Origin of the sequence: Dactylosporangium sp. NPDC000244 (assembly GCF_040300725.1) — a bacterium.
Lineage (GTDB): Bacteria > Actinomycetota > Actinomycetes > Mycobacteriales > Micromonosporaceae > Dactylosporangium.
In genome coordinates, this window is the sequence record NZ_JBEPEH010000034.1 from 22,127 (window position 1) to 46,574 (window position 24,448).

Consider the following 24,448-nt stretch of genomic DNA (forward strand, 5'->3'; position numbering starts at 1 on the left):
TGCCCCATCGGGAGATGCACATGGACGAGCGTTCGCAGCGGCATCGGGTGGTCATCATCGGGGCCGGGTTCGGGGGGCTCTTCGCGACCAAGGCGCTCAAGGGCGCCCCGGTCGACATCACCCTGATCAACGGCACCGCCTACCACCTGTTCCAGCCGCTGCTGTACCAGGTGGCGACCGGCATCCTGTCCGAGGGCGAGATCGCGCCGCCGATCCGCGAGATCCTCAAGCGGCAGAACAACGTCAAGACGCTGCTCGGCACCGCGACCCACGTCGACCCCGCGGCCCGGCGCGTCGACGTGGTCGCGCCCGGGGTCGCCTACAGCGTCGAGTACGACTCGCTCATCGTGGCCGCCGGCGCCTCGCAGTCCTACTTCGGCAACAACCGGTTCGCCGAGTTCGCGCCCGGCATGAAGAGCATCGACGACGCGCTGGAGCTGCGCGGGCGGATCTTCGGCGCGTTCGAGCTGGCCGAGATCGAGACCGACCCGGCCGTGATCGAGCGGCTGCTCACGTTCGTGGTCGTCGGGGCCGGCCCGACCGGCGTGGAGATGGCCGGGCAGATCGCCGAGCTCGCGCACCGGCACCTGCCGGGGCAGTACCACAACATCGACCCGCGGCAGGCGCGGATCATCCTCGTCGACGCGCTGCCGACCGTCCTGTCCACGTTCGGCGACCACCTGTCGACCCAGGCGCTGCGGCAGCTGCACAAGCTCGGCGTCGAGGTGGAGCTGAGCACCAAGGTCGTCGACGTGGACGAGACCGGCATCGAGGTCGAGACCACCAACGGGCGGCGGCGCATCGAGTCGGCGACGAAGATCTGGGCCGCCGGAGTGTCCGCGCCGGCCCTGTCGACGCAGATCGCCGAGGCGACCGGGGCGGAGACCGACCGGGCCGGGCGGCTCAAGGTCAATCCCGACACGACGGTGCCCGGGCACCCGGAGATCTACGCGGTCGGCGACATGATGTCGCTCGAGCAGCTGCCCGGGGTGGCGCAGGTGGCCATCCAGAGCGGCCGGCACGCGGCGGGGCAGATCCGCAAGCGCCTCGCGGGCGAGCCGACCGGGCAGCCGTTCAAGTACTTCGACAAGGGCAGCCTCGCCACCATCTCGCGCTTCTCGGCCGTGGCCAGCGTCGGCAAGTTCCACTTCGCGGGGCTGCTCGGCTGGCTGCTCTGGCTCGTGGTCCACCTGCTCTACCTGGTCGGGTTCAAGAACCGCGTGACCGCGGTGCTGCACTGGTTCGTGAGCTTCATCGGCCGCGGCCGCTCCGAGCGGGTGGCCACGTTCCAGCAGGTCTTCGCGCGGCGAGCGATGCAGGAGTACCAGGACCGGTTGCCGTAGGGTTGTCCGCGTGGCAGCGCGTCCCGAGCTGATCGCGGCTCGCCGTGATCGCTCCGGGGCAACCCCGGGGGCGCAACCTTGAGCACCGCAGCACATCGCCGGCCCGCTGCCGCGCTTCGCGCGAGTCTGGGCAGGCACGACCGGGCTACGTCGGGGCGCGCTGCCGCCCATGCCCTCGCGCACGCCTTCCTGGCCGCGGCCGAATGGTCGCGGCCGGTCCTGCTCGAGGCCGGGTTCGAGGCCGTCGGGCGCCGCCCGCGATGGATGGGTCCCCTGGTCTCGGCGATGCTGCGGGGGTACCGCGAAGGCCCCGCCGACCGCCCGCGGGAGCTCGCCGGGTTCCTCGCGGCCCACCTGCCCGGCCGGGTGCCGGCGCGGATCGTGGTGCGCCGGGCGGTGCCGACGCGGGTCGTGCGCATGCGGTGGGACACGCCGCCGCTCGGCGACCTCGCCGCCCTGGCCGAGTTCCTGGAGCTGGACGGCGACCGGCTCGACTGGTTCGCGGACCGGCGTGAGCTGAACCGCAGCAGCACGGTGGAATCGCTCCGGCACTACCGGTACACCTGGATGGGTCTGCGTCTGATCGAGGCCCCCAAGCCGCGCCTGCGCGCCCTGCAGCGGCGGCTGCTGGACGAGGTCCTCGGGCGCGTGCCGGTGCACCCCGCCGCGCACGGTTTCGTGCCGGGCCGCGGCGTGCACACGTTCGCCGCGCCGCACGCCGGGCGGGCCGTGGTCGTCCGGCTCGATCTCGTCGCGTTCTTCTCGAGCGTTTCGGTGCAGCGGGTGTACGGGCTGTTCCGCGCGATCGGCTACCCGGAGCCGGTCGCGCACACGCTGGCCGCGCTGTGCACGACGAGCACGCCGTTCGCGGTCATGCGCGGGCACGGTTCGCTGATGTCGCTGCTGCGCGCCCCGCACCTGCCGCAGGGCGCGCCGACCTCGCCGGCGCTGGCGAACCTGTGCGCCTACCGGCTCGACCGGCGGCTGAGCGGGCTCGCCGCGGCGTTCGGGGCGCGGTACACCCGCTACGCCGACGACCTCGCGTTCTCGGGCGCGTTCCCGCCGTCGTCGCTGGTCGACGCGGTGTCGGAGGTGGTGGCGGACGAGGGCTTCCGCGTGCACCCGGCCAAGACGCGGGTGCGCGGGCGCGGGGACCGGCAGCGGCTGGCCGGGCTCGTGGTGAACGACTCGCCGGCGGCGGCGCGGGACGAGTACGACCGGCTGCGCGCGATCCTGCACGGCGCCGCCCGCGACGGCCTCGACGCCGCCAACCGCGACGGCCACCCCGACTTCGCGGCGCACCTCGCGGGCCGGATCGCCTGGGTCGCCGCCGGCCGCCCGGCCCGGGCCGCGAAACTGCGGGAACTGTACAGGGCGGCCATCGCGACAGATTTGTGATCGAGTGCCATATTCAACGGCGTGACCGTGGAACGGGTTTTCGTTCGCTCCGACTTCACCATCTTCGGCATCTGCGCCGTGTCCGTGGGGCTCGCGGCGGTGACCCGCTACACCGGCGTCTCCTCCGTGCTCGCCTTCGTCGTCGCGGGCGCCGCCGTGGCCGCCCTGGCCTCGCTGGTCGGCCGCAGCGTCGAGCAGCTCGGCGACCGCTTCGGCCCGGGCGCGACGGGCGTGCTGCAGGGCGCGCTGGGCAACCTGCCGGAGCTGTTCATCGGCTTCTTCGCGCTCAAGGCGGGCCTGGTCTCGGTGGTCCAGTCGGCCATCATCGGCTCGATCCTGTCGAACATCCTGCTGGTCCTGGGCCTGTCGTTCGTGGCCGGCGGCCTGAAACACGGCACGCAGAAGTTCAACTCCGAGCGCGCGCGGACCACGATGGTGCTCATGGTGCTGGCGACGGGCGCCCTGGTCCTGCCGAGCCTTGCCTCCTACGTGCACACCCCGGCCGAGCCGCACGAGAAGACGCTGTCGATCTTCGTCGCGATCATCCTGCTGCTCGTCTTCGCCCTGTCGCTGCCGGCGAGCCTGAAGCGCGGCGCGGCGGCGGGCGCGGACGTGCACATGGAGCCGCCGCGCTGGCCGATCTGGCTGGCCGTGGCCCTGCTGGCGGTCGCGAGCGGGTGCGCGGCGCTCGTGTCGGACTGGTTCGTCTACGCGCTGGAGCCGGCGATCGACGCGCTGGGCATCTCGCAGGCGTTCGCGGGCCTGGTGATCGTGGCCATCGCCGGCAACGCGATCGAGAACGTGATCGGCATCAAGCTGGCGTACAAGAACCAGTCGGACTACGCGCTGAGCGTGATCATCAACAGCCCGCTGCAGATCGCCCTGGTCCTGGCCCCGGCCCTGGTGCTGCTCAGCCTGCTCACGGCGACGACCCTGACGCTGGTCTTCGCCCCGATGCTCATCATGGCCGTGGCGATCACGGTGATCGCCGTGGCCTTCATCGTCTTCGACGGCGAGTCGACCTGGCTGGAGGGGGCGACCCTCGTCGCGCTCTACTGCATCATCGCCGCCGTGTTCTGGTGGGGCTGAGTTTTAAGCTTCGCTTTCGTCTGCGGTTTCGGCCTCGGCGGCTCGGTACGCTGCGGCCGTGATGGAGCTGGACGGACCGCGCGGGCATCGGGCCGCGCCCTGGTGGCGCGGCCGCCGCGCGCTCATCGTGGCCGGGGCCGGCGTCGTCGTGGCCGGGGTCGCCACCGTGGCGCTCGTGGCCCAGGCATCCGGCTCCGCCTGCGCGGCCACCGTCGGGTCCGGCAACGGTCAGGCCACCTACTACGCGGCCGACGGCGGCGGGAACTGCTCGTTCGACAAGGTGGCGGAGCCGCTCGTCGTCGCGCTCGGCAACGCGGAGTACCAGAGCGGGGCGGCCTGCGGCGGGTACCTCGACGTCAAGGGGCCCAAGGGCAGCGTCCGCGTGAAGATCACGGATCGCTGCCCCGAGTGCGCCGCGGGGCACATCGACCTCAGCCGCCAGGCGTTCGCCAAGATCGGGGCGATCGGCGACGGGATCATCAAGGTCTCCTACAGCCAGGTGACCAACCCCAGCGTGCCCGGCGCGATGACGGTTCGCGTCAAGGAGGGCTCGTCGCAGTACTGGCTCGCCCTGCGCTTCGACAACACCGGGAACCCCCTGGCCGGCGCCGAGATCCAGGTCGGCGGCTCCTTCAAGGCGCTCGCCCGCACCGACTACAACTACTGGATCGCCGAGAGCGGCGCCGGCAACGGGCCGTTCACCGTGCGGGTCACCGACACCGCGGGCCGGCGCACCACGCTCAACGGGGTCGCGCTCAGCGTCGGCACCGTGCAGAAGCCCGGCGCGCAGGCCGCCACGACCTCGCCGTCCGCGCCGAAGCCGAGCCGCCCCCCGGTCACCGGATCCGCGGCACCCACCGAGCTCGCCGTCGTCGCGCCGTCGTCCGCCTCGAGCGAGCCGACGCCGGACGCGAGCCCCGGAAAGGTCCTGAGCAGCCCCGGCGACCTCCATCCCTGCCGCATATAGTCATCTTCAGTGACTACAACACCCACCGATCTCGGCGTCCTCTCCGCGCAGGTGCTCTTCGCGCTGCAGAAGGAGCTGTTCGGGCGCCTGGCCGAGCAGGGGCACCCGCGGCTGCGCCCGCGCCACGGGGCCGTGCTGGCCTACCTCGACCCCGAGGGGAGCCGCGCCACCGAGCTCGCGGCCCAGTCGGGCCAGCACAAGCAGGTCATCGGGACGCTGGTGGACGAGCTGGAGGAACTGGGGTACGTCCAGCGCCGCCCCGACCCCCAGGACCGCCGCGCGAAGCTGGTCGTCCCCACCGAGCTGGGCCTGGACCAGGGGCGCAAATCGCGAGCCATCCTCGCCGACATCGAGGCCCGGCACGCGGCGGACGTCGGCGCGGACGCGTACGCCGCATTCAAGACCGTGCTGATCCGCATCGCGGCCCGCCAGCGGGTGAATTCGCCGCCGTTTCCCGGCTGAGCGCCGCGCGCTCGGGTAGGAAAGCGGGTCATGGCCCTGCTCGCTGAGCGCGACAAGTCGGAAACGCAAGCCAGGCGGACATCCCGGGTGTCGTGGCGGTCGGGGTGGTGGCCGGCGGGGCTGGTCTTCGTCGCGACCGGGGCCGTGCTGCACGCGTACGGCGTCTCGCTCCCGGCGTACCTCACGTTCGCCGCGTACGTCGGCCTCGCCGTGACGCTGCCCGGGATGCTGCTGTGGCGGCTCATCCACCGCGGCTCCCGCGGGCTCGGCGAGGACCTCGCGGTGGGCACGGCCGTCGGCTACGGCGTCGAGGTGCTCGCCTACGTCCCCGCCCGCGCGCTCGGCGTCCCGCTCGCCGCGCTCCTGGTGCCGGCCGGTGTCCTCGGGACTTTTGCGGGGATCAAACGGCTGCGGCGGTACTGGCGCGGCAACGGTCCGGCCGGCCGCGCCCCGGTCGCGCACTCGTGGACCCTCGCCGTGATCGCCCTGGTCCTGCTGTTCTGGAGCACGCTCTACTACCGCCACCACGGCTTCGGCTGGCCGAGCTACGGCAAGCCCGACATCGACCTGCCGTTCCACCTGGCGCTGGTCGGCGAGCTCAAGCACCACATGGACCTGGTCACGCCGTGGGTGACCAGCGAGCCGATCTACTACCACTGGTTCGCCTACGCCGACATGGCCGCGGCCAGCTGGGCGACCGGCAGCGAGCCGTACGTCCTGGTGACCCGCCTGTCCATGCTCCCGGTGATCTTCGCGCTCGTGGTCGCGGTCGCGGCCGTCGGCCGGCGCGTCGGCGGCTCGTGGACGGCGGGGGCCGTCACGGCACTGGCCGCGTTCTTCGCGCTCTCCCCGGACCCCTACGGCTGGGTGCAGGACCTGTTCTACCGCGACTACGGCTTCAACGCGACGGACGACGGCTCCAACATCCGGCTCACCCTGTGGACGAGCCCGACCCAGACGTTCGGGGCGCTGCTGTTCGTACCGCTGATGCTGGTCCTGCTCGACCTGCTGCGCGAACACGGTGCGGACCGGCGGCGCCGCCTCGCGTTCCTGCTGCTCCCGGCCGCGGTGATGGGCGCCAAGGCCAGCTTCCTGCCGACCCTCTTCTGCGGCCTGCTGCTGGTGCTGGCCGTCCACCTGCTCGTGCACCGCCGCATCCACCGGGTCGCGGCCGCCGCCCTGGCCGTCGTCCTCGGCTGGCTGATCTTCGCCCAGCTGGTCCTCTTCGGCGGCGAGAGCCAGGGCCTGGGCCTGGGCCCCCTGGACGCCCTGCGCCGCAACCCGGCGGGCGTGACCACCCACTACACCGAGGACCCGCGCTCGTACCGCCTGATCGTCCTGCTGGCCCTGACGGCGCTCGGCTGGCTGGCGATCTGGGGCGGCGCGCTGGGCCTGCGCCGGCGGCTCCTGGGCCCGGATGCCGTGCTGCTGCTCGGCCTGGGCCTGGCCGGCTTCTCGATCCTGGTCCTGTTCGGCCACTCGGGCGGCCAGGCGGAGGGCTTCTTCCTGCAAGGCGCCCGGCCCTACCTCGCGGCGCTGGCGACCTGGGGCCTGCTGTCCCTGGTCACCTCGGCGCGCGCGCTCTACGCGTTCGGGGCCGGCGTGGGGCTCGTCTACGCCCTGCGCCTGCTCGACGGCTCGACCGTCCCCGTCATCGGCCCCGAGCGCCGCGCCGCCGCCGTGACCGTGGACCTCGTCTGGCCGTGGGCCGTGATCGGCGTGCTCGCGGTGGCCGGGCTCCTGGCGGCCCGCCGGCGCCCGGCCGTCTACGGCCTCGTGGCGGTCTTCCTGCTCGGCTGCACCGCCCCGACCGCCGTCCGCCAGCTCACCTACGCGGTCCAGGACGGCCGCGAGAACGGCTGGTCCGAGCGCGCCGACCTCTGGCCGATCGTCACCCAGGGCACCCTCGAGGCGGGCCGCTGGCTGCGCGAACATTCGTCGCCGAACGACCTCGTGGCCACCAACATGCACTGCGCCTACGAGGGCCGCCGGGGCCGCTCCGCGTGCGACCGCCGCCACTTCGGCATCGCCGCCTACAGCGAGCGCCGGGTCCTGGTCGAGTCGTGGGCCTACACCGCCGAGGCCCACGACCAGGAGGCGATCCAGGGTGTACCGCAGGAGCACACCGCCTACTGGAATCCGCGGATCCTGGCCGACAACGACGCCGCCTTCGCCAACCCGTCCCGGGACACGATCGGCGTGCTCCGCGACCGGTACCACGTCCGCTGGCTCTTCACCGAGGACGACATCATGCCGCCCTCGCCGGAGCTGTCACGCTATGCGACGCTGACGTTTCGCTCCGGAGCCTGCGCCGTCTACCGGCTCGACTGAAGCGCACGACTTGTGCGGGTCCGAACGACGTGATCATTGCCCGGCTCAAGAGTTTCCGAAAGAAGCCCTAACGGGCACTTAAGCAACGGTTCACGGAGCCCGCTCGATTGCGCCTCGAAGTGGATCGATGACGGATTCTCTCGCCGTGTGCGCCATGTGCGGGAGATGATCGACAAATCGGGCAAATCCCCCCGCGATCCGCCCGTAATTCGCGATGAGAGCGCTCCACGGTGATGCCTGGCGATCCTTAGGCAAACAATAAAGAGGATTAACAGACCTTGAAATTGGGTCTGTGGATCATGTTCCGCAGGCGTGGAAGTGCACGATGAAACTTAAATTGACCCCCTCCTCGACCCCTGCCTAGGTTGGTTTCGCCGGTTGGTGGAAACCGCCGGAAACCAGCCCGACAGGATAGAGGAACTGCAATGGTTCAGCCGCACCCGTCGGTCTCCGGCGGGGCCCAGCCACCACGCGGTCGATCCACACGGGGCGGTCCGCCGTCCGCGGTCAACGTCGGGCTCGTGGCCCTCGCCGGGCTGCTGCTGCTCGGCGTGGCGACCGGCGGCGGGCGCGAGACGATGACCCAGCTCTTCGGTTTCCTGGTCTTCTACTGCGGCGTCTTCACGCTCGTGTCGCTGACGCTGACGGTCATCGTCGGCCTCGTCGCCACCGACCGCATCATGCTCGTGGCCCGGCACCGGGTCTGGGTCCAGTCGGTCCACCGCACCCTCGGCATCGTCGCGATCGCCATGCTCGGCCTGCACATCGGCACCGAGCTGATGACCGCGCGGGTCAGCGTGTTCGGCGCGCTGATCCCGTTCACCACGGCGCCGTTCACCATCGGCGCGGGCACGATCGCGGCGTACCTGATGGTCCTGGTGATGTGGACCGGCATGGTCCGCGCCCGCTTCGCGCAGACCGGCAAGCCGTGGATGTGGCGGCCGGTGCACGCGACGGCGTACCTCTGCTGGCCCGTCGCCCTCTGGCACGGCCTCAACGCCGGGCGCCCGCCGGCCGTCTGGGTGACCGCGAGCTACCTGTTGCTGGCCTTCCTCACCTTCGTCGCGCTCGGCCTGCGGCTGTCCGTCGAGCGCAACCGGCGCCGCCAGCAGCTCGCCGCCGACCGCACCACCACCCTCATCGCGCCCGTGGGGCGGCCGGAGCCGGTCTCGTACGAGCGCCGCGCCACCCGCTCGCGCTCGGCCGGCCGCTTCCAGTGGGACGCGCCTCCGGCCGACCAGTCCTGGTCCACCCAGGACAGTGCCCCCGACCTGCGCGCCGACTACCGTCGCGAGGCCGTCGTCGAGCCGGTCACCGCCATTCCCTCCTACGACGAGCGCGCCGACTACCGTCGCGAGGCCGTCGTCGAGCCGGTCACCGCCATCCCCTCCTACGACGACAGCTTCGTCGAGCCGGTCTTCGAGCAGACCTTCCGCGGCGTCGCGACGCCGGTCTACGACGACTACGACCCCTACGCCGCCTACTCGCCCGAGACGTCCACAGTGGACGACACGGCCGGCATGACGCTGCGGGACCGGTTCGCCGCGCGGCGTTCGGCCGCGGCCGCCGCGGAGGCCGAACAGGACCGCTACGCCGACGACGACACGCCCACGCTGGTCAACCTCGACACCCGGCGCGAGCTGCGCCGCCAGGAGCGCGAGGCGAGCCGCGGCCGCCGGCACCGCGCCGACGGCGACGACGACCTGGACTTCTGGAACCGCATCCGGGGCGAGGCCCGATGAGCTCACGCAGTCGCGGCTCGACCGCCACCGCCGCACCGCCGGTGCCGACGGTGCTGTCGATCGGCCCGGCCCGGCTCACCGCCGGGCTCGACCGGGCCGAGCGGCTGGACCTGCGCGCGCACCAGCAGGTGCACGGCCCGATCGGCCCGCTGTCGATGCGCGGCCTGCTCGAGCTCGCCGAGGACATCCAGCTCACCGGCCGCGGCGGCGCCGGCTTCCCGTTCCACAAGAAGGTCAAGGCCGTCGTCGACGTCGTCGAGCGGCGCATGCTCGCGCCCTTCGTGGTGGTCAACGCGACCGAGGGCGAGCCGGCCGCGTGGAAGGACAAGGTCCTGCTGACCCGCGCGCCGCACCTCATCCTCGACGGCGCCGCGCTCGTCGCGTGGGCGCTGCGGGCGGTGGAGATCGTGCTGTGCGTGGCCGACGACGGGGTGGGGGAGCGCTCGCTGCTCAACGCCCTGGCCGAGCGGGACATGCCGGTGTCGTCCCGCGTCGTGCGGGTGCCGCACCGGTTCATCTCCGGCGAGGGCGGCGCCCTGGTGCAGGGCATCAACGGCTTCCCGCACATCCCGCCGGGCATCAAGCGCCGCGCGGCCGAGGCCGGCGTGGAGGGCCAGCCGACGCTGCTGTCCAACGCGGAGACGTTCGCGCAGCTCGCGATCGCGGCCCGGATCGGGCCCCGGCGCTACTGCGAGGTCGGCGACGCGGAGAACAAGGAGCCGGGCACGGTCCTGCTCAGCGTCACCGGCAGCGCGCGACACCCGGCCGTGGTCGAGTGCCCGACCGGCACGCCGCTGGAGGAGGTGCTCGACCTGTGCGCCGTCCCGGCCGGGCCGGCCGTGCTCACCGGCGGCTTCCACGGCCGCTGGCTGGACATGGCGCTGGCGTCCCGCGCCGCCGTCTCGCGCCGCGGCTTCAAGGCCGTCGGCGGGTCGCTCGGCGCCGGGATCATCCTGCCCATCGGGCCGGAGACGTGCCCGGTCGGCGAGGTGGCGCGGGTGGTGCGGTATCTGGCGGCCGAGTCGGCGGGCCAGTGCGGTCCGTGCCGGCTGGGCCTGCCCGACCTGGCCCGGGCCGTGGACGGGCTCACGTCCGGGGCCGGGGATCCGGCCGTCGTGCGTGCGGCCGCGGCCGCGGTCAAGGGACGGGGGGCTTGCAGTCATCCGGACGGTACGGCGGGATTCGCCACGTCCGCCCTGGAAGTCTTCGCCGACGACCTGGCCCGCCACGCCCGAGCCGGCGACTGCGGACGTTCGGTCGCCGGGGTGCTGCCGGTGCCCACCGCCCGCGACGAGGGCGGCACGCGGCGGCTGCACGTCGACTGGTCCCGCTGCGACGGCCACGGCCTGTGCGCGGACGTGGCTCCCGACCTGATCCGGCTGGACGGCAACGGCTATCCGGCCTTCATGGACGCACCCGTGCCGGTGCGGCTCGAACCCGTCGCCGCGCAGGCGGTGGCGATGTGCCCGGCACTCGCGCTGCGTATGGCTGCCCCGAAACGGTGACGCGATGATCGAGGCCTACGGCAACCGAACCCACCGGCCCGCGCCCGGCCCCCGGGACGCGGACGACGAGCTGCTCGTCGCCCTGTACCGCGAGCACGCCGACGCCCTGCTGCGCTTCGTCGCCCGCCTGACCGGCGGGGACCGGCAGCGGGCCGAGGACATCGTGCAGGAGACCCTGCTGCGCGCCTGGCGCAACGCGGACCGCTTCGACCACAACGCGGTCGGCTCGCTGCGCCCGTGGCTGTTCACGGTCGCGCGGCGCATCGCCATCGACGAGCACCGCAGCGCGAGCGCCCGGGCCGGGGAGACCTACGGCCAGGACCTCGACGAGCTGTGGCTGGCCGACCTCACGCAGTCCGACGAGACCGAGCGCGTGCTGGCCAACATGGTCGTGATGGACGCGCTGCGCAGCCTCAGCCGGGCGCATCGCGAGATCCTCGTGGAGACCTACCTGCGGGATCGGACCGTCAACGAGGTCGCCGAGCGGCTGGGGCTCCCGCTGGGCACGGCGAAGTCGCGGGTGTACTACGCCCTGCGCGCCCTTCGCGCCGCGCTCGACGCCCGCAACGGTTCTACGGACCGCGGCCCGCGATAGTTCGAGGAAGCTCCCAGCAATCTTTGTGAATTTGTCCACTGTGGATCTTTCAGTCTCGGCCCTGCTCGCCGCCCGTACCACTTGGCGGAACGCGAGAAACGCCAACCGAGGAGGATCCAGTGGCAGCAACCAGGCTCACCGCCACCGTGGCGGGATGTGCCGCGGCGGCGGCCGCGCTGGCCGCCCTGACCGCGTGCGCGCCCCCCGGGGCCAACGTCGACAACACTGCCGATGCCGCTCAGGCCCAGGCCCAGGTGCCCGCGCTCAACGACGTGGCCGGGGAGAGCGCGGTGCCGGTCGTCGCGCCCGTCGGCTCGCAGACCACCGCGCTCAAGGCGGCGTCGATTCCCAAGATGGGCAAGGTCGTCACCGACCAGGACGGCTTCGTCCTGTACCGATTCGACAAGGACACCGCCAAGCCGCCGAAGTCCAACTGCGTCGACAAGTGCGCGCAGGTGTGGCCGCCCGCGATCACCGACGGCAACCCGGACCTCTCCGGCGTCGACCCGGCCGTCGTCGGCACCGTGACCCGCGCCGACGGAGCCCGCCAGATCACGCTGGCCGGCTGGCCCGTCTACCGCTACATCGGCGACCCGAAGCCGGGCGCCTGGAAGGGACAGAACGTCGGCGGCGTCTGGTTCGTCGTGGCGCCCGACGGCAAGAAGAACCTCACCTGCCTCCCCACGCCCGCGCCCACCGCGGTGGAGCCTCCGGGTGCCTCGGCCGCGCCGACCGGTGACGGCGGGACCGGCGGCTACTGATGTACTCCGTCGAGCCCGACGGCGCCGGCCCCCGGCCGTGGCCGCGCCGCCGCACCTGGCCCTGGTGGGTGCTGATCGCCGCGGCCGTGGGCGTCATCCTGGGCGTGCCCTCGTGGCGCGCCGCCCTGACCGGTGGTCAGGCGGGCTCGGCAAACCCGCAGCAGACGGCGCCGGCGGCGGGCTACCCCGCCGGCGCCTCCCAGGCCGCCCAGAACCCGGTGCAGGTCGCCGCCACCGGCACGCAGGCGGCCGGGGCCCTGCCCGCGGGCTACACGATGACCAGCTCCGGCCCGCTCGGCCCGGTCGACCGCGAGTTCCTGACCAAGGTGCGCCAGGCCGGGCTCTGGGAGGGTCCGGCCGGCAACATGGCGCAGACCAAGGCCGGCGACGATCGGGTCAAGGAGGTCGGCAAGCAGCTCGCCACCGACCACAAGGGCCTCGACCAGCAGGTGCGGCAGGTGTCCGCGCAGCTCGGGGTACCGCTGCCGGACAAGCCGAGCGACGAGCAGCAGGGCTGGCTCAACGAGATGACCGCGGCCCAGACGGGCTCGCAGTTCGACGACGTCTTCGCCAACCGCCTGCGCGCCGCGCACGGCAAGGTCTTCGCGCTCGTCTCGCAGATCCGCTCGAACACGCGCAACGAGCTCGTCCGAACCTTCGCCCAGACCGCGGTCAACGTCGTGATGAAGCACATGACGCTGCTGGAGAGCATCGGCAACGTCGACTTCGGGTCGCTGCCCGAGCCGGTCAGCGGGGCGGCGCCCGCGAACAAGAGCAACAGCGCGCCCGCCGTGGCCTTCCAGCCGAACGCCGTCTGGGCGGTCGCGGGCCTGGCCGTCGCGATCGGGGCATTCGCCGCGTTCCGCATCTTCCGCGGTTCCCGGCGTTCCCGGCATCGAACCGCCTATTGATCCCGTCCACTGTGGACGCGTAGTCCTCGGCGCCGTCGAGTGCAAGGAAGGCCTCGGCGGCGCCGAGTCGGTTGCCGCTTTTGCCGCCCGGCATCGACTGTTATCGTGCGCTAGGCCCGCGTGAGCGGGGCGGTTGCCGACGCGCACGGGGAGGACGCGGTGACCTACGGGGGTAGTGCCATGCCCGCCGGCGAGGTGCCGGTGGAAGTGGGCGAGGCCGCTCAGGCTCGCGGGTTCGGCCCGCTGTTGAGCGAGCGGCAACTGGCCCGGGCCCGCAACCGGTTCCTGCTGTGGCTGGCGATCGCGGCCGGGTGTCTCGGCCTGCTGATCGGGACCGGCGCGCTGGGCAGCCGGCTGAGCGTTTTCGACGCTCTGTACTCGGTCGTCCGGTTCATCGGCCTGTTCTTCTGTTTCGGCATGGTCTTCGCGATCGTGAGCGCCATCCGGACGCTGGTCGTGGGTAATCGCGCTTACTTTGTCTACAGCGAGGGCTTCGTCTACCGACACAACGGGAAGGTCCAGGCGTTCTCGTGGCCTGAGACCACCGGACTACAGTCGGTGCTCGGCAAGCGCGGCGATGCGGCCGGAAAGCTCAGTCACTACAACCTGCTCGTTCAGGGGAGCGAGCCCATCATGATCCCGATCAACATCGTCAACGGGCGGGACGAGTTTCTCGACCACCTGATGGCGGCGCTGACCCGCCACGGCCGGCCCATCACCTGACAGGAACCATCTCTCATGCAACCTGGATATCCGCCGCCCTCTGATCCGCAGTACGGGCAGCCTCAGCCGTACGGGCAGCCTCAGGCGCCTCAGCCGCCCTACTCGGCTCCGCCCTTTCAGCAGAGTGCGCCGCCGGCTTATGGGCAGCCGCCTGTTTCTGGGCAGCCTGTTCCTGGACAGCCTGTTTCTGGACAGCCTGGTTATGGGCAGCCGCAGGCTTATGGGCAGCCTGCTTATGGGCAGCCGCCGGCGCCCTATGGGCAGCAGCCGCCTCCGCCGCCTTACGGGCAGCCGCAGCAGCAGCCGCACTACATGCAGGTGCAGCAGTCGCCGGCCGCTCAGAGCGCGGTGTCCTCGAAGGGGAAGCGGGAGATCATCTTCGGCCTGATCCTGATCGCGGCCGGCGTCGGTATCACGGTGTGCACCTACATGTCCGGTTCCTCGGTGTATCTCGTCGCGTGGGGCCCGGTCATCTGGGGTGTCGTCCAGCTCATCCGGGGCATCGTCAACGTGGCTCGCGGCCGCTAGGTTTTCGCTCTTCCGCCGGGGTGTGGTTCGTCCGCACCCCGGCGGTTCGCTGTTCGGAAAAGTGTCGTACCCCGCGGTTAGCCTCATCCCCAGAGCGCGTTGCTTCACAACTCCACAGGGAGAGCGGCGGCCTTCTGCTCGAGGTATCGCTGCTCGGGAAGACTGGTGGTGCGCTTGGCGGCGAGGGCATACCACTCGCGTGCCTCGGCGGGGGAGCCGGCCATCTCCAGCAGGTGCGCGCGCACGGCGGCGAGGCGGTGGTGGGAGGCCATCCGCTCGTCCGCGTCGAGGGTCGCCAGCAGCTCCAGCCCGGCCTGCGGGCCCTTCGCCATGGCCAGCGCGGCGGCGTGGCTCAGGGTGACCATCGGGTTCGGGGCGATGCGGGTCAGGAGCTGGTACAGGGCGACGATCTGCGGCCAGTCGGTCGCCGCGGCGTCGGCGGCCTCGTCGTGGACCGCGGCGACGGCGGCCTGCAGCTGGTAGGGGCCGGCCGACCCCTGCGGCAGCGTGCGCGTGATGAGCTCGGTGCCCTCGTCGATCATCGGGCGCAGCCAGCGCGAGCGGTCCTGCTCGGCCAGGGGCACCAGCGTGCCGTCGGGCAGCGTGCGGGCCGGGCGGCGGGCGTCGGTGAGCAGCATCAGGGCCAGCAGGCCGGCGACCTCGCCGTCGGCCGGGAGCAGCCGGTGGACTTCGCGGGTGAGCCGGATGGCCTCGGCGGTCAGGTCGCCGCGGTGCAGGTCGGCGCCGGAGCTGGCGGTGTAGCCCTCGTTGAAGATGAGGTACAGGACCTGGAGCACGACCTCCAGGCGGGCCGGGCGCTCCTCGGGCGGCGGCGGGGCGAACCGGGCGCCCGCCGACTTGATCTTGGCCTTGGCGCGGCTGATGCGCTGGGCCATCGTGGCCTCGGGGACGAAGAAGGCGCTGGCGATCTCGGCGGTGGTGAGGCCGCCGACCGCGCGCAGGGTCAGCGCGAGCTGCGACGCCGGCGACAGGGCCGGGTGGCAGCACAGGAAGAGCAGGGTGAGGGTGTCGTCGCGATCGGGGACGGCGTCGGAGGGCTCCGGCTCGAGGGCGGCGACGGCCTGCTCGCGCCGGCGGCGGGCGTCGTCGGAGCGGAACTGGTCGGTCAGGCGGCGCACGGCGACCGTGATGAGCCAGCCGCGCGGGTTGGCCGGGGTGCCCTCGGCGGGCCACTGCAGGGCCGCCGCGAGCAGGGCCTCCTGCACGGCGTCCTCGCAGGCGTCGAACTGGCCGTATCGCCGGATCAGGATGCCGAGCACCTGCGGGGCGAGCGTGCGCAGCTCCTCCTCGACCGTCACAGCATCATCTCTACACCACCACGGGCCGGGCCTTGTCAGTTGCCAGCTTCACGGCGATGAGCCCGAGGAGCGAGCCGGTGACGTACCGCTGGACGCGCAGCCATGTCGGGCGCCGGGCGAGGAACGCCGCGATGGCGCCGGCCGCGCACACGATCCCGGTGTTGACCAGCATGCTGACGGCGATCTGCACGCCGCCGAGCAGGAAGGCCTGCGCGACGAGATGGCCGGCGTGGACGTCGACGAACTGGGGGATCAGCGAGGCGTACATGATCGCCGCCTTCGGGTTGAGCAGGTTGGTCATCAGGCCCATCGTGAACAGTCGCCGGTTCGAGTCCGGGGGCAGCTCGACCGGGGTGAACACCGAGGTGCCGCCGGGGCGGACCGCCTGCCACGCGAGGTAGGCCAGGTAGGCGGCGCCGGCGAGCTTGACCGTCGTGTAGAGGGCCGGGACGGCCGCGAAGACCACCGAGAGCCCGGTCGCGGCGAGGGCCAGATAGGCGAGGAAGCCGACCGCGACGCCGCCGAGCGAGGTCAGACCGGCGCGGCGGCCCTGGGTGATGCTGCGCGAGACGAGGTACATCATGTTCGGGCCCGGCGTGAGCACCATCCCGAGCGCCACGAGCGCGACGCCCGCCACCGCACCGACAGAGATCATGAGCCCCACCCTGCCCGGCCGCCCGGCTACGGAGAACAGCCAATCCGCGGAGACTGGCGTACGACGCCGGGAGTAGGCGCGGTTACGCCCCTCGGGCCACGACCGGAGCCCGCGACTTTGCCAGGCTGAAGGCGTGCGATTCACACCGAGATGGCGCAAGGCGATCCTGACGCTGCACGTGGTCACCGCGGTCGGGTGGCTCGGCACCGACGTGGTGCTGCTCACGCTCGGCATCGCTGGGCTGAGCGGGGCCGCCGACCGGGCGGTCGTCTACCCGGCGACGGGGTTGATCGGCATCGCGCTGTTCGTGCCGCTGACCTTCCTGGTCTGGCTGGTCGGCGTGGTCAACGCGATCGGCACCCCCTGGGGACTGATCAAGTGGTGGTGGGTCGCGGTGAAGCTCGGCATCGTGACGGTGATGCTGGGGCTGGTCACGTTCGCGCTGTACCCGAACCTGGCCGACGCCTCCGACCTCGGCGCCGCGCTACCGGCGCAGGAGCGCCTCAACCTCGTCATCGCGCCCGCCGTGTCCAGCTCGCTGTTGCTGTTCTCGACGATCCTGTCGACGTACAAGCCCTGGGGCCGCGCCCGCCGCGGTGAGCAGCGTCGCCGCGCCCAGCAGACCGACGACCAGGCCGGGGCGCAGCGCCTCGGCGAGCAGGCCGGCCAGCGCCGGTAGGAGCCCCTGCGCGGTCATCAGACCGGTGCTGAGCAGCCCGAACGCCTGCCCGCGGCCGTCGGCGGGCAGCGCGTCACGGAACGCGGCCTGCACGCCGAGCCCGAACGCGGAGCCGACCCCGACGACCACGAGCGCCGCGGCGAGCAGCGGCCAGGTCAGGTGGCCGCCGGCGCCGGCCGGGACGGCGAAGGCCAGGCAGGGCAGGCCCATGAGCGCGATGAGCGCCGGGACGAGCCGCTCGCGCCGGGCAGGGGCGAGCACCCGGCCGATGATGAGGTTCCCGGCGACCATGCCGACCGGGATCGCGGCCAGCAGCCAACCGGCGACGCCGGCGGGGAAGCCGCGCCCGGCCGCGTACGGGACCATGAGCGCCTCGGCACCGGTGATGAACGCGGGCGGGAGCCACTGCACGAGCAGCAGGCGGCGGATCGTGCGATCGCGCAGCAGGGCCGCGTTGCCGCGCCAGCTGGCCGCGGCGAGACCGTTCGCCTTGCCGGACCTGGCCTTGCCGGACCTGGCCTTGCCGGACCTGGCCTTGCCGGACCTGGCCTTGCCGGACCTGGCCTTGCCGGACCTGGCCTTGCCGGACCTGGCCTCTCCAGCTCTCGCCGACCCGCCGCTCGTCGGCTCGGATTTCGTCGGTTCGTTGTTCGCTGACGCGCTGTTCGGGGCGGGGTGGTCGGCCAGGGCCAGGCGGGTCCAGACGGCGGCGATGACGTGGCCGATGGCGGCCAGCAGCATCGCGTTGCGTCCGCCCACGGTCGCGACCGCGACGCCCGCGCCGGCCATGCCGACGAGCTGGGCCAGCGACGAGGCGACATTCGACAGAGAGCGGCCCAGCACGTACGCGTCGCCCGTCAGGGCCTCGGCGATCAGCGCGTTCTGGGCGCCCATGAACACCGGAGTGAGCAGGGCCGCGGCGGCGACCAGGGCCAGCGAGGCCCAGACCGGTAGCGCGACGGCGGCCAGCACGGCGGCGACGGCGGCCTCGGCGAGGTACCCGAGCACGATGAGCCGCCGCGGCCGGATGCGGTCGGCGAGGGCGCCGAGGACGCTCGCCCCGATCAGCTGCGGCAGGAAGCCGATGCCGTAGGCGAGCGCGGCCAGCGCCGGGGAGTCGGTCGCGGCGTAGACGAGCAGTGAGAGCGCGACGATGCGCAGGGTGTCCGCGAGGATGCTCAGCGTCCGGGTGCCGAACAACACGCGGAACGTCCCGTCGCGCAGCACGGCCGTGTACGTGGTCATGGGATTCAGCCTCGCGGGGCGCGCCGCTTCCGCAGACTCATTCGTCCCCGGACGTAAGGTCGAGGCATGCTCCGCCTCGAGGTCGCCGCCGAGGACCTGCTGCACACCCGGTTCGCGGTGTCGCCGTTGTTCGAGCTCGGCGGGCTGCTGCGGCGGCTGAGCGGGCTGGCGCCGCTGGGCCCGTTCGCGCGGCTGCGGCCCGCGTTCGAGCGGCTGCGCGCCGAGACCGACCTCGACGCGGTGGTGGCGCTGCACACCGCGGAATACGGGGCCGACTTCGTGGGGCCGCCGCCCGCCGGGATGCAGCAGACCTGGCAGGACGACCTCGCCGCGGTGCGCGCGACGCCGCTGCCGGTGGCGCGCCGGGAGATCGCGCGGGCGCTGGGCGAGGGGCCGCGGATCGGCGACGCGACCCTGGCGGTGCTGCGCTCGGACGACGTGGTGGCGCGCCTGGCCACGGCGCTGGAGGCGGCCTGGCTGACACTGCTGGCGCCGGACTGGCCGCAGCTGCGGGCGATCTGCGAGAGCGATGTCGTGCACCGGGCTGGGCGGCTGGGCGGGGGCGGATGGGCGGCGGCGTTCGCGGGGCTGCACCGGCGGGTGCGGTGGCACGACGGGGCCGTGGAGCTCACGGGCAAGACCTCCCCGCCGACCTCCCACCGCAGCCGCCGCGCCCGGCCTGCGCAGCCGCCCTCGCCCGCCGAGCCGCCCTCGTCCGCCGAGCCGCCCTCGCCCGCCGAGCCGCTGACGCCTGCGGAGCTGGCCTCGCAAGCGGAGGTGCTTACGCCCGCTGATCCGGCTTCGCCAGCGGAGCCGCTCACGCCCGCTGAGCCGCCCTCGCCAGCGGAATCGCTCACGCCTGCCGAGTCGGCCTCGCCCCGGTTGCTCGATGGGCGCGGTACGGCCGTTCGCACCGTGGCCTCGGACGGGGCCGGGCTGCTGCTGGTGCCGTCGGTGCTGATCTGGCCGGGCGTGGGGGCGTACACAGATCCGCCGTGGCGGCGGGCGCTCGTCTATCCGGCGCGGGGAGTCGCCGCGCTGTGGGAGGGCGCGCCGGAGGGCGGCGGAGCGCTGGGGGAGCTCGTCGGACAGTCGCGGGCCCGGGTGCTGCTGGCGCTGGAGGAGCCTGCGAGCACCACACAGCTCGCCGCGCGGCTGGGGCTCGCGGTCGGCGCGGTCGGGGACCACCTCGCGATCCTGCGGCGCAGCGGGCTGGTGCGCTCGGCGCGGGCCGGGCGGTCGGTGCTCTACCGGCGCACGCCGCTCGGCGACGCCCTCGCGGCCCAGGGCGCCGGCGACTCGTGACGCGGCGCGCACCCGGTAGGCGGCTTCGGGCGCGGCCCCGGGCGCCGGCGGCTCGTGGCGCGGTAGCTGCACGTGGCGGGCGCTTCGGGCGCGGCCCCGGGCGGCGGCGGCTCGTGAAGCGGTAGGCGCACGTGGGAGGCCGCCTTGGGCGCGGTCGAGGGCGGCGGCGGCTCGTGAAGCGGTAGGCGCACGTGGGAGGCGGCTTTGGGCGATGGCGCGCGTGGTAGGCGGCTTCGGGCGATGGCCGTGCGAAGGGGCGGCGTTCGGGGCGTGAACCTTCGTCGCATCGGGACACCGAGCGGCTCGGCAGAACTACGCTGCGGGTAATCGCGCACGTCACACGACCAAGGGAGTTTGCTGTGGCTTCGAGGCTCAACCCGTACATCAACTTCCGGGGCAACGCCCGACAGGCGATGGAGTTCTACCAGAACGTGTTCGGCGGGGAGCTGCGCATGAACACGTTCGGCGAGTTCGGCTCGGAGGACGCGGCCATCGCCGACCAGATCATGCACGCGCAGCTCGAGAGCCCGAGCGGATACACGATCATGGGGTCCGACACGCCGCCGAACATGACGCTCACTCCCGGCGACCACATCTCGATCAGCCTGAGCGGCGACGACGCCGTGGCGCTGCGCGGCTACTGGGAGAAGCTCTCCGCCAGCGGCAAGGTGTCCATGCCGCTGGAGAAGCAGATATGGGGCGACGAGTACGGCTCCTGCGTCGACCGGTTCGGCATCCAGTGGATGGTCAACATCGGCCAGCCGCAGGGCTGACTATCGTCGGGGGCATGCCCACCGAGGACGACCTCACCGCACTCGATCGCGAGCACGTCTGGCACCCGTATGCGCCGATGCCGGCGACCCAGCCGCCGCTGGTGGTGTCGTCGGCATCGGGCGTGCGGCTCACCCTCGCCGACGGCCGGGAGCTGATCGACGGGATGTCCTCGTGGTGGGCGGCGATCCACGGGTACCGCCACCCGGCCCTGGACGCCGCGGTGCGCGACCAGCTCGGCCGGATGAGCCACGTGATGTTCGGCGGCCTGACCCACGAGCCCGCGATCCGGCTGGCCAAGACGCTGGTGGACATCACGCCGGAGCCGCTGCGGCACGTGTTCCTGTGCGACTCCGGCTCGGTGGCCGTCGAGGTCGCGGTGAAGATGTGCCTGCAGTACCACCGCTCGCTCGGGCGAGGTGGCAAGCGCCGGATGCTCACGTGGCGGGGCGGCTATCACGGCGACACGTTCCACCCCATGTCGGTCACCGACCCCGACGGCGGGATGCACAGCCTCTGGCGCGGCGTGCTCCCCGAGCAGGTCTTCGTGCCGATGCCGCCGGTCGAGTACGACCCGGACTACGTCGGCCTCGTCGCGGCGACGCTGCGGGAGCACCGCGACGAGATCGCCGGCATCATCGTCGAGCCCGTGGTGCAGGGGGCCGGCGGGATGCGCTTCCACAGCCCGCGCTACCTCCAGGACCTGCGCGAGCTCGCCGACGAGCACGACGTCCTGCTCGTGTTCGACGAGATCGCGACCGGCTTCGGCCGCACCGGCGCACTGTTCGCGGCCGACCTGGCCGGCGTCGCGCCCGACGTGATGTGCGTGGGCAAGGCGATGACCGGCGGGTACCTCTCGATGGGGGCCACGCTCTGCGTCCCGCGCGTCGCCGAGGGCATCAGCCGCGGCGAGACCCCGGTGCTCGCCCACGGCCCGACGTTCATGGGCAACCCGCTCGCCTCGGCCGTGGCCAACGCCTCGATCGAGCTGCTGCTCGCCGGCGACTGGGCCGCGAACGTCCGCCGCATCGAGGCCGGACTGCGGGCGGGGCTGGAACCGGCCCGCGCCCGGCCCGGCGTGCGTGAAGTGCGCGTACTGGGCGCGATCGGGGTCGTGCAGCTCGACCACGACGTGGACATGGCCGCCGCCACCGCGGCCGCGGTCGGGCACGGAGTCTGGCTGCGGCCGTTCCGCGATCTGATCTACACGATGCCGCCGTACGTCACCGGCGACACCGACCTCGAAAGCATCTGCGCGGCCGTCGTCGCTGCGGCGGAAGTCGCCTAGTTCGTCCATTTGGGACAACGCGCCGTGCAAGAAGGCGGCAGTGTTACGCAATTATGTCGCAAGACCTTGTGCAAGGGGGTGCGGCCGCCCTAATGTCACCTCACTCACGGCGTCCGCCCCCACAACGCCTCGAGCGTCCGAGGTGCACACCCCATCACCCCGCTCGACGTCCCGCCATCTCGATGCATCTGGGTGCGCCGCCTACCCAAGAGAAACGAGTCAATCGATGTCACGGAGCACCACTGGAGCACCACCGCGGTGGTCTGCGGCGGCGACCGCGGCCGCCGTCGGCCTCGGGCTCATCGTCGCCGGTGGCACCACCGCCTACGCCGCCTCGGACGCGCCGGCGGTGACGCGGGCGGGCCTGAACCCCGCGCTCGTCGCGGGCCGGGGCGCCAACGTCGGCTTCGCCGAGCAGGAGGCGGAGAACGCCAAGACCAACGGGGTGGTCATCGGACCGGACCGCACGGCGTACACGCTGCCGGCGGAGGCGTCGGGCCGGTCGGCGGTCAAGCTCACGCCCGGGCAGTACGTCGAGTTCACGCTGCCCAGCTCGGCCAACGCGATCAACGTCCGTTACAGCATTCCGGACGCCCCGAACGGCGGCGGCATCACCGCGCCGCTGGACGTGACGGTCAACGGCAAGTCCAAGCAGACGATGACGCTGACCTCGCAGTACTCCTACTTGTACAACCAGTACCCGTTCACCAACGACCCCAACGCGGACCTGCTGCACAACGACTGGTGGATCACCGAGTGCGCGTGCGTGCCGGCCGCCACCACGCCGGCGCCGCAGATCACGAAGCCGTTCCGGCCGTTCCACTTCTACGACGAGCAGCGGCTGCTGCTCGGCAAGACGTACAAGGCGGGCGACAAGGTCCGGCTCACCGTCCCGGCCGGCAGCAACGCCGCCTGGACCGCCATCGACCTGCTCGACTCGCAGCTCGTGGCCGCCCCGAAGGTCAACCTGATCGCGTCGAACGTGCTGTTCTTCGGCGCGGACCCGACCGGCAAGCGCGACTCCGCGGACGCGTTCGACATGGCGATCGCGTTCGCCAAGTGGACGCACCTGAAGGTGTACGTGCCGCCGGGCACGTACCAGGTGAACCGGCACATCATCGTCGACAACGTCACGATCGAGGGCGCCGGCTCGTGGTACACGATCATCAAGGGTCACGAGGTCGCGCTCAGCGTGCCCGCGCCGGACAAGTCGACGCACACGGGGGTCGGCTTCTACGGCAAGTACTCGCAGGACGGCGGCAGCCGCAACGTGCACCTGTCGGGCTTCTCGATCATCGGTGACGTGCGCGAGCGCATCGACACCGACCAGGTCAACGGCATCGGCGGCGCCATGTCGGACTCGACCATCGACGGGCTCTACATCCAGCACACCAAGGTCGGGCTCTGGTTCGACGGCCCGATGAACAACACCAAGGTCACCAACACCACGGTGGTCGACCAGATCGCCGACGGTCTCAACTTCCACACCGGCGTCACCAACTCGACGGTGTCGAACAGCTTCTTCCGCAACACCGGTGACGACGCGCTCGCGATGTGGGCGGAGACGACCACGAACGCGAACAACACGTTCGACCACAACACCGTCCAGACCCCGACGCTGGCCAACGGCATCGCGATCTACGGCGGCAAGGACATCACCGTCTCCGGCAACCTGGTCGCGGACCCGATCCGCGAGGGCAGCGCGCTGCACCTGGGCACCCGCTTCGGCGCCCAGCCGTTCGCCGGCACGATCAACGTCAAGGACAACACCACGGTCCGGGCCGGGACCTACGAGCTCAACTGGAACATCGGCCTGGGTGCGATCTGGCTGTACGCGCTCGAGCGCAACATGGACGCGAACGTCCAGGTCACCGGGGACAACTTCCTCGACAGCACCTACAACGCGATCATGCTGGTCGTCGACTTCCCCGTGAAGGACCAGTACTCGATCACGAACGTCCACTTCAAGGACATCAAGGTGGACGGCACCGGCACCTCGGTCGTCTCGGCCCGCGTGGCCGGCTCGGCGACCTTCGAGAACGTCGACGCCCGCAACGTGGGCGCGGTCGGCGTGAACAACTGCGGCTCGTTCCACTTCACCCCGGCCGGCTCGGAGTTCTCCCTGACCGACCTGGGCGGCAACGACGGCGGCGGCACCACGGGCCCGTGGCTGGCGTCGTGGGAGCTGCCGAACACCATCACGTGCGACGACCGCCCGCCGGTCGTGGTTCCGCCGGCTCCGCAGCCCTGGTAACCATCGCGTCAACGAGTGCCCCCGCCGATCTTCCGGGATCGGCGGGGGCACTTGCCGTTTTGCGGATCAGAGCTTCCGCGATGTCCGCTGTGGCCTGGGACTTCGAGGTGCGGCTCGTCCGGCGGGCGCGAAGGGCTCACCACCGCTCAGAGCCGGAGTCCGCGCTGGTCGAGCTCAACGGGCTCGAACGGTGGCAGTGCCTCCCAGCCGCGGCCCCAGGTGCTCCAGAGCGTCGTCGTCGGGCTCCAGGTTGCGGCCGAAGCGGAGCGCAATGCTCACCCCGCTCGCCGGGACGTGCTCACTACTGCTCCCCGGGCCGCGCGAAGTGGCCGGGCGGCCGCCGCACCCCACTGACGGCGGCCGCCCGGCCACTCCCTCAACTCGGCGAAGAGCACTCTTCGCCGGCCCCCTGCCCACGCCGGCGTCGATCGGCCGGAGAGACCTCGCGGCCGCTGCGCCGGTCGACGGCGGACGTCGTGCCCCGTGGTCGCGGAGCGGTGCAGGTCCGGCCGAGACGGGCGAAGCGGTCGCGGGGCCCGGCGAGACCCCGCGACCGCGGCTCTGTGCCGACACCGCC

Annotated in this window: 20 protein-coding genes; 17 read left to right on the forward strand and 3 right to left on the reverse strand. The window is 72.3% G+C overall.

Annotated features, from left to right (window positions below):
• The first annotated feature begins 20 nt into the window (after positions 1-20).
• From ABT369_RS39925 to ABT369_RS39985, 13 genes are all read left to right on the forward strand, one after another.
• Positions 21-1,343: an NAD(P)/FAD-dependent oxidoreductase gene (locus ABT369_RS39925; RefSeq protein WP_350620487.1), complete on the forward strand. Its 1,323-nt coding sequence runs from the start codon at positions 21-23 to the stop codon at positions 1,341-1,343.
• A gap of 78 nt (positions 1,344-1,421) precedes the next feature.
• Positions 1,422-2,741, forward strand: a complete 1,320-nt coding sequence (locus tag ABT369_RS39930; protein ID WP_350620489.1) for a reverse transcriptase family protein — start codon at positions 1,422-1,424, stop codon at positions 2,739-2,741.
• 21 nt (positions 2,742-2,762) lie between these two features.
• Positions 2,763-3,830, forward strand: a complete 1,068-nt coding sequence (cax, locus tag ABT369_RS39935; RefSeq protein ID WP_350620491.1) for a calcium/proton exchanger — start codon at positions 2,763-2,765, stop codon at positions 3,828-3,830.
• 61 nt (positions 3,831-3,891) lie between these two features.
• Positions 3,892-4,797 carry an expansin EXLX1 family cellulose-binding protein gene (locus ABT369_RS39940; protein WP_350620659.1) on the forward strand — a complete coding sequence of 302 codons (906 nt, stop codon included), beginning with the start codon at positions 3,892-3,894 and terminating at the stop codon, positions 4,795-4,797.
• Between the two features lie 9 nt (positions 4,798-4,806).
• On the forward strand, positions 4,807-5,259 hold the full coding sequence (locus ABT369_RS39945; protein WP_350620492.1) for a MarR family winged helix-turn-helix transcriptional regulator: 453 nt from the start codon (positions 4,807-4,809) through the stop codon (positions 5,257-5,259).
• Positions 5,260-5,346: 87 nt separating this feature from the next.
• Positions 5,347-7,590 (forward strand): hypothetical protein, encoded by a 2,244-nt coding sequence (locus ABT369_RS39950; RefSeq protein WP_350620494.1) that lies wholly within the window; start codon positions 5,347-5,349, stop codon positions 7,588-7,590.
• Positions 7,591-8,015: 425 nt separating this feature from the next.
• Positions 8,016-9,332, forward strand: coding sequence for a ferric reductase-like transmembrane domain-containing protein (locus tag ABT369_RS39955; protein ID WP_350620496.1), 1,317 nt, complete (start codon positions 8,016-8,018; stop codon positions 9,330-9,332).
• Entirely contained in the window at positions 9,329-10,837 is a 1,509-nt protein-coding gene (locus ABT369_RS39960) for an NADH-ubiquinone oxidoreductase-F iron-sulfur binding region domain-containing protein (RefSeq protein WP_350620498.1), read from the forward strand. Before ABT369_RS39955 ends, ABT369_RS39960 begins: the two co-directional genes overlap by 4 nt.
• Positions 10,838-10,841: 4 nt before the next feature.
• A complete protein-coding gene (locus tag ABT369_RS39965) occupies positions 10,842-11,432 on the forward strand; it encodes a sigma-70 family RNA polymerase sigma factor (protein WP_350620500.1) in 591 nt (196 codons plus the stop codon).
• 119 nt (positions 11,433-11,551) lie between these two features.
• Positions 11,552-12,193: a COG4315 family predicted lipoprotein gene (locus tag ABT369_RS39970; protein WP_350620502.1), complete on the forward strand. Its 642-nt coding sequence runs from the start codon at positions 11,552-11,554 to the stop codon at positions 12,191-12,193.
• Positions 12,193-13,104, forward strand: a complete 912-nt coding sequence (locus tag ABT369_RS39975) for a DUF4142 domain-containing protein (RefSeq protein WP_350620504.1) — start codon at positions 12,193-12,195, stop codon at positions 13,102-13,104. The genes ABT369_RS39970 and ABT369_RS39975 overlap by 1 nt, the downstream gene beginning before the upstream one ends.
• A gap of 180 nt (positions 13,105-13,284) precedes the next feature.
• On the forward strand, positions 13,285-13,827 hold the full coding sequence (locus ABT369_RS39980) for a hypothetical protein (RefSeq protein WP_350620506.1): 543 nt from the start codon (positions 13,285-13,287) through the stop codon (positions 13,825-13,827).
• Between the two features lie 312 nt (positions 13,828-14,139).
• A complete protein-coding gene (locus ABT369_RS39985; RefSeq protein WP_350620508.1) occupies positions 14,140-14,355 on the forward strand; it encodes a hypothetical protein in 216 nt (71 codons plus the stop codon).
• Between the two features lie 104 nt (positions 14,356-14,459).
• Here ABT369_RS39985 and ABT369_RS39990 read toward each other — a convergent pair whose 3' ends face one another.
• The 3 genes from ABT369_RS39990 to ABT369_RS40000 form a co-directional block, all read right to left on the reverse strand.
• Positions 14,460-15,674, reverse strand: a complete 1,215-nt coding sequence (locus tag ABT369_RS39990; protein WP_350620512.1) for an RNA polymerase sigma factor — start codon at positions 15,672-15,674, stop codon at positions 14,460-14,462.
• Positions 15,675-15,684: 10 nt separating this feature from the next.
• A complete protein-coding gene (locus ABT369_RS39995; RefSeq protein ID WP_350620514.1) occupies positions 15,685-16,329 on the reverse strand; it encodes a LysE family translocator in 645 nt (214 codons plus the stop codon).
• A 484-nt stretch (positions 16,330-16,813) separates the two neighbouring features.
• Positions 16,814-18,253 carry an MFS transporter gene (locus tag ABT369_RS40000; protein WP_350620516.1) on the reverse strand — a complete coding sequence of 480 codons (1,440 nt, stop codon included), beginning with the start codon at positions 18,251-18,253 and terminating at the stop codon, positions 16,814-16,816.
• Positions 18,254-18,319: 66 nt separating this feature from the next.
• Here ABT369_RS40000 and ABT369_RS40005 point away from each other — a divergent pair, with 66 nt between their 5' ends.
• The 4 genes from ABT369_RS40005 (at position 18,320) to ABT369_RS40020 (ending at position 23,871) form a co-directional block, all read left to right on the forward strand.
• The gene (locus ABT369_RS40005) at positions 18,320-19,558 is read left to right on the forward strand and encodes a helix-turn-helix domain-containing protein (RefSeq protein WP_350620518.1); all 1,239 of its coding nucleotides are present in this window, start codon (positions 18,320-18,322) and stop codon (positions 19,556-19,558) included.
• A 359-nt stretch (positions 19,559-19,917) separates the two neighbouring features.
• Positions 19,918-20,331, forward strand: a complete 414-nt coding sequence (locus ABT369_RS40010) for a VOC family protein (RefSeq protein ID WP_350620520.1) — start codon at positions 19,918-19,920, stop codon at positions 20,329-20,331.
• Positions 20,332-20,345: 14 nt separating this feature from the next.
• Complete coding sequence (locus tag ABT369_RS40015; RefSeq protein ID WP_350620522.1) at positions 20,346-21,617, forward strand: adenosylmethionine--8-amino-7-oxononanoate transaminase; 1,272 nt, start codon at positions 20,346-20,348, stop codon at positions 21,615-21,617.
• A 226-nt stretch (positions 21,618-21,843) separates the two neighbouring features.
• A complete protein-coding gene (locus ABT369_RS40020) occupies positions 21,844-23,871 on the forward strand; it encodes a glycosyl hydrolase family 28-related protein (RefSeq protein ID WP_350620524.1) in 2,028 nt (675 codons plus the stop codon).
• Positions 23,872-24,448 lie beyond the last annotated feature (577 nt).

Bases quoted from the DNA above. Each gene is read 5' to 3' on its own strand.
- ABT369_RS39925 (WP_350620487.1), top strand. From the start codon at position 21: ATGGACGAGCGTTCGCAGCGGCATCGGGTGGTCATCATCGGGGCCGGG.
- ABT369_RS39940 (WP_350620659.1), top strand. From the start codon at position 3,892: ATGGAGCTGGACGGACCGCGCGGGCATCGGGCCGCGCCCTGGTGGCGC.
- ABT369_RS39955 (WP_350620496.1), top strand. From the start codon at position 8,016: ATGGTTCAGCCGCACCCGTCGGTCTCCGGCGGGGCCCAGCCACCACGC.
- ABT369_RS39960 (WP_350620498.1), top strand. From the start codon at position 9,329: ATGAGCTCACGCAGTCGCGGCTCGACCGCCACCGCCGCACCGCCGGTG.
- ABT369_RS39965 (WP_350620500.1), top strand. From the start codon at position 10,842: ATGATCGAGGCCTACGGCAACCGAACCCACCGGCCCGCGCCCGGCCCC.
- ABT369_RS39975 (WP_350620504.1), top strand. From the start codon at position 12,193: ATGTACTCCGTCGAGCCCGACGGCGCCGGCCCCCGGCCGTGGCCGCGC.
- ABT369_RS39980 (WP_350620506.1), top strand. From the start codon at position 13,285: ATGCCCGCCGGCGAGGTGCCGGTGGAAGTGGGCGAGGCCGCTCAGGCT.
- ABT369_RS39985 (WP_350620508.1), top strand. From the start codon at position 14,140: ATGCAGGTGCAGCAGTCGCCGGCCGCTCAGAGCGCGGTGTCCTCGAAG.
- ABT369_RS39995 (WP_350620514.1), bottom strand. From the start codon at position 16,329: ATGATCTCTGTCGGTGCGGTGGCGGGCGTCGCGCTCGTGGCGCTCGGG.
- ABT369_RS40000 (WP_350620516.1), bottom strand. From the start codon at position 18,253: ATGACCACGTACACGGCCGTGCTGCGCGACGGGACGTTCCGCGTGTTG.
- ABT369_RS40005 (WP_350620518.1), top strand. From the start codon at position 18,320: ATGCTCCGCCTCGAGGTCGCCGCCGAGGACCTGCTGCACACCCGGTTC.
- ABT369_RS40015 (WP_350620522.1), top strand. From the start codon at position 20,346: ATGCCCACCGAGGACGACCTCACCGCACTCGATCGCGAGCACGTCTGG.
- ABT369_RS40020 (WP_350620524.1), top strand. From the start codon at position 21,844: ATGTCACGGAGCACCACTGGAGCACCACCGCGGTGGTCTGCGGCGGCG.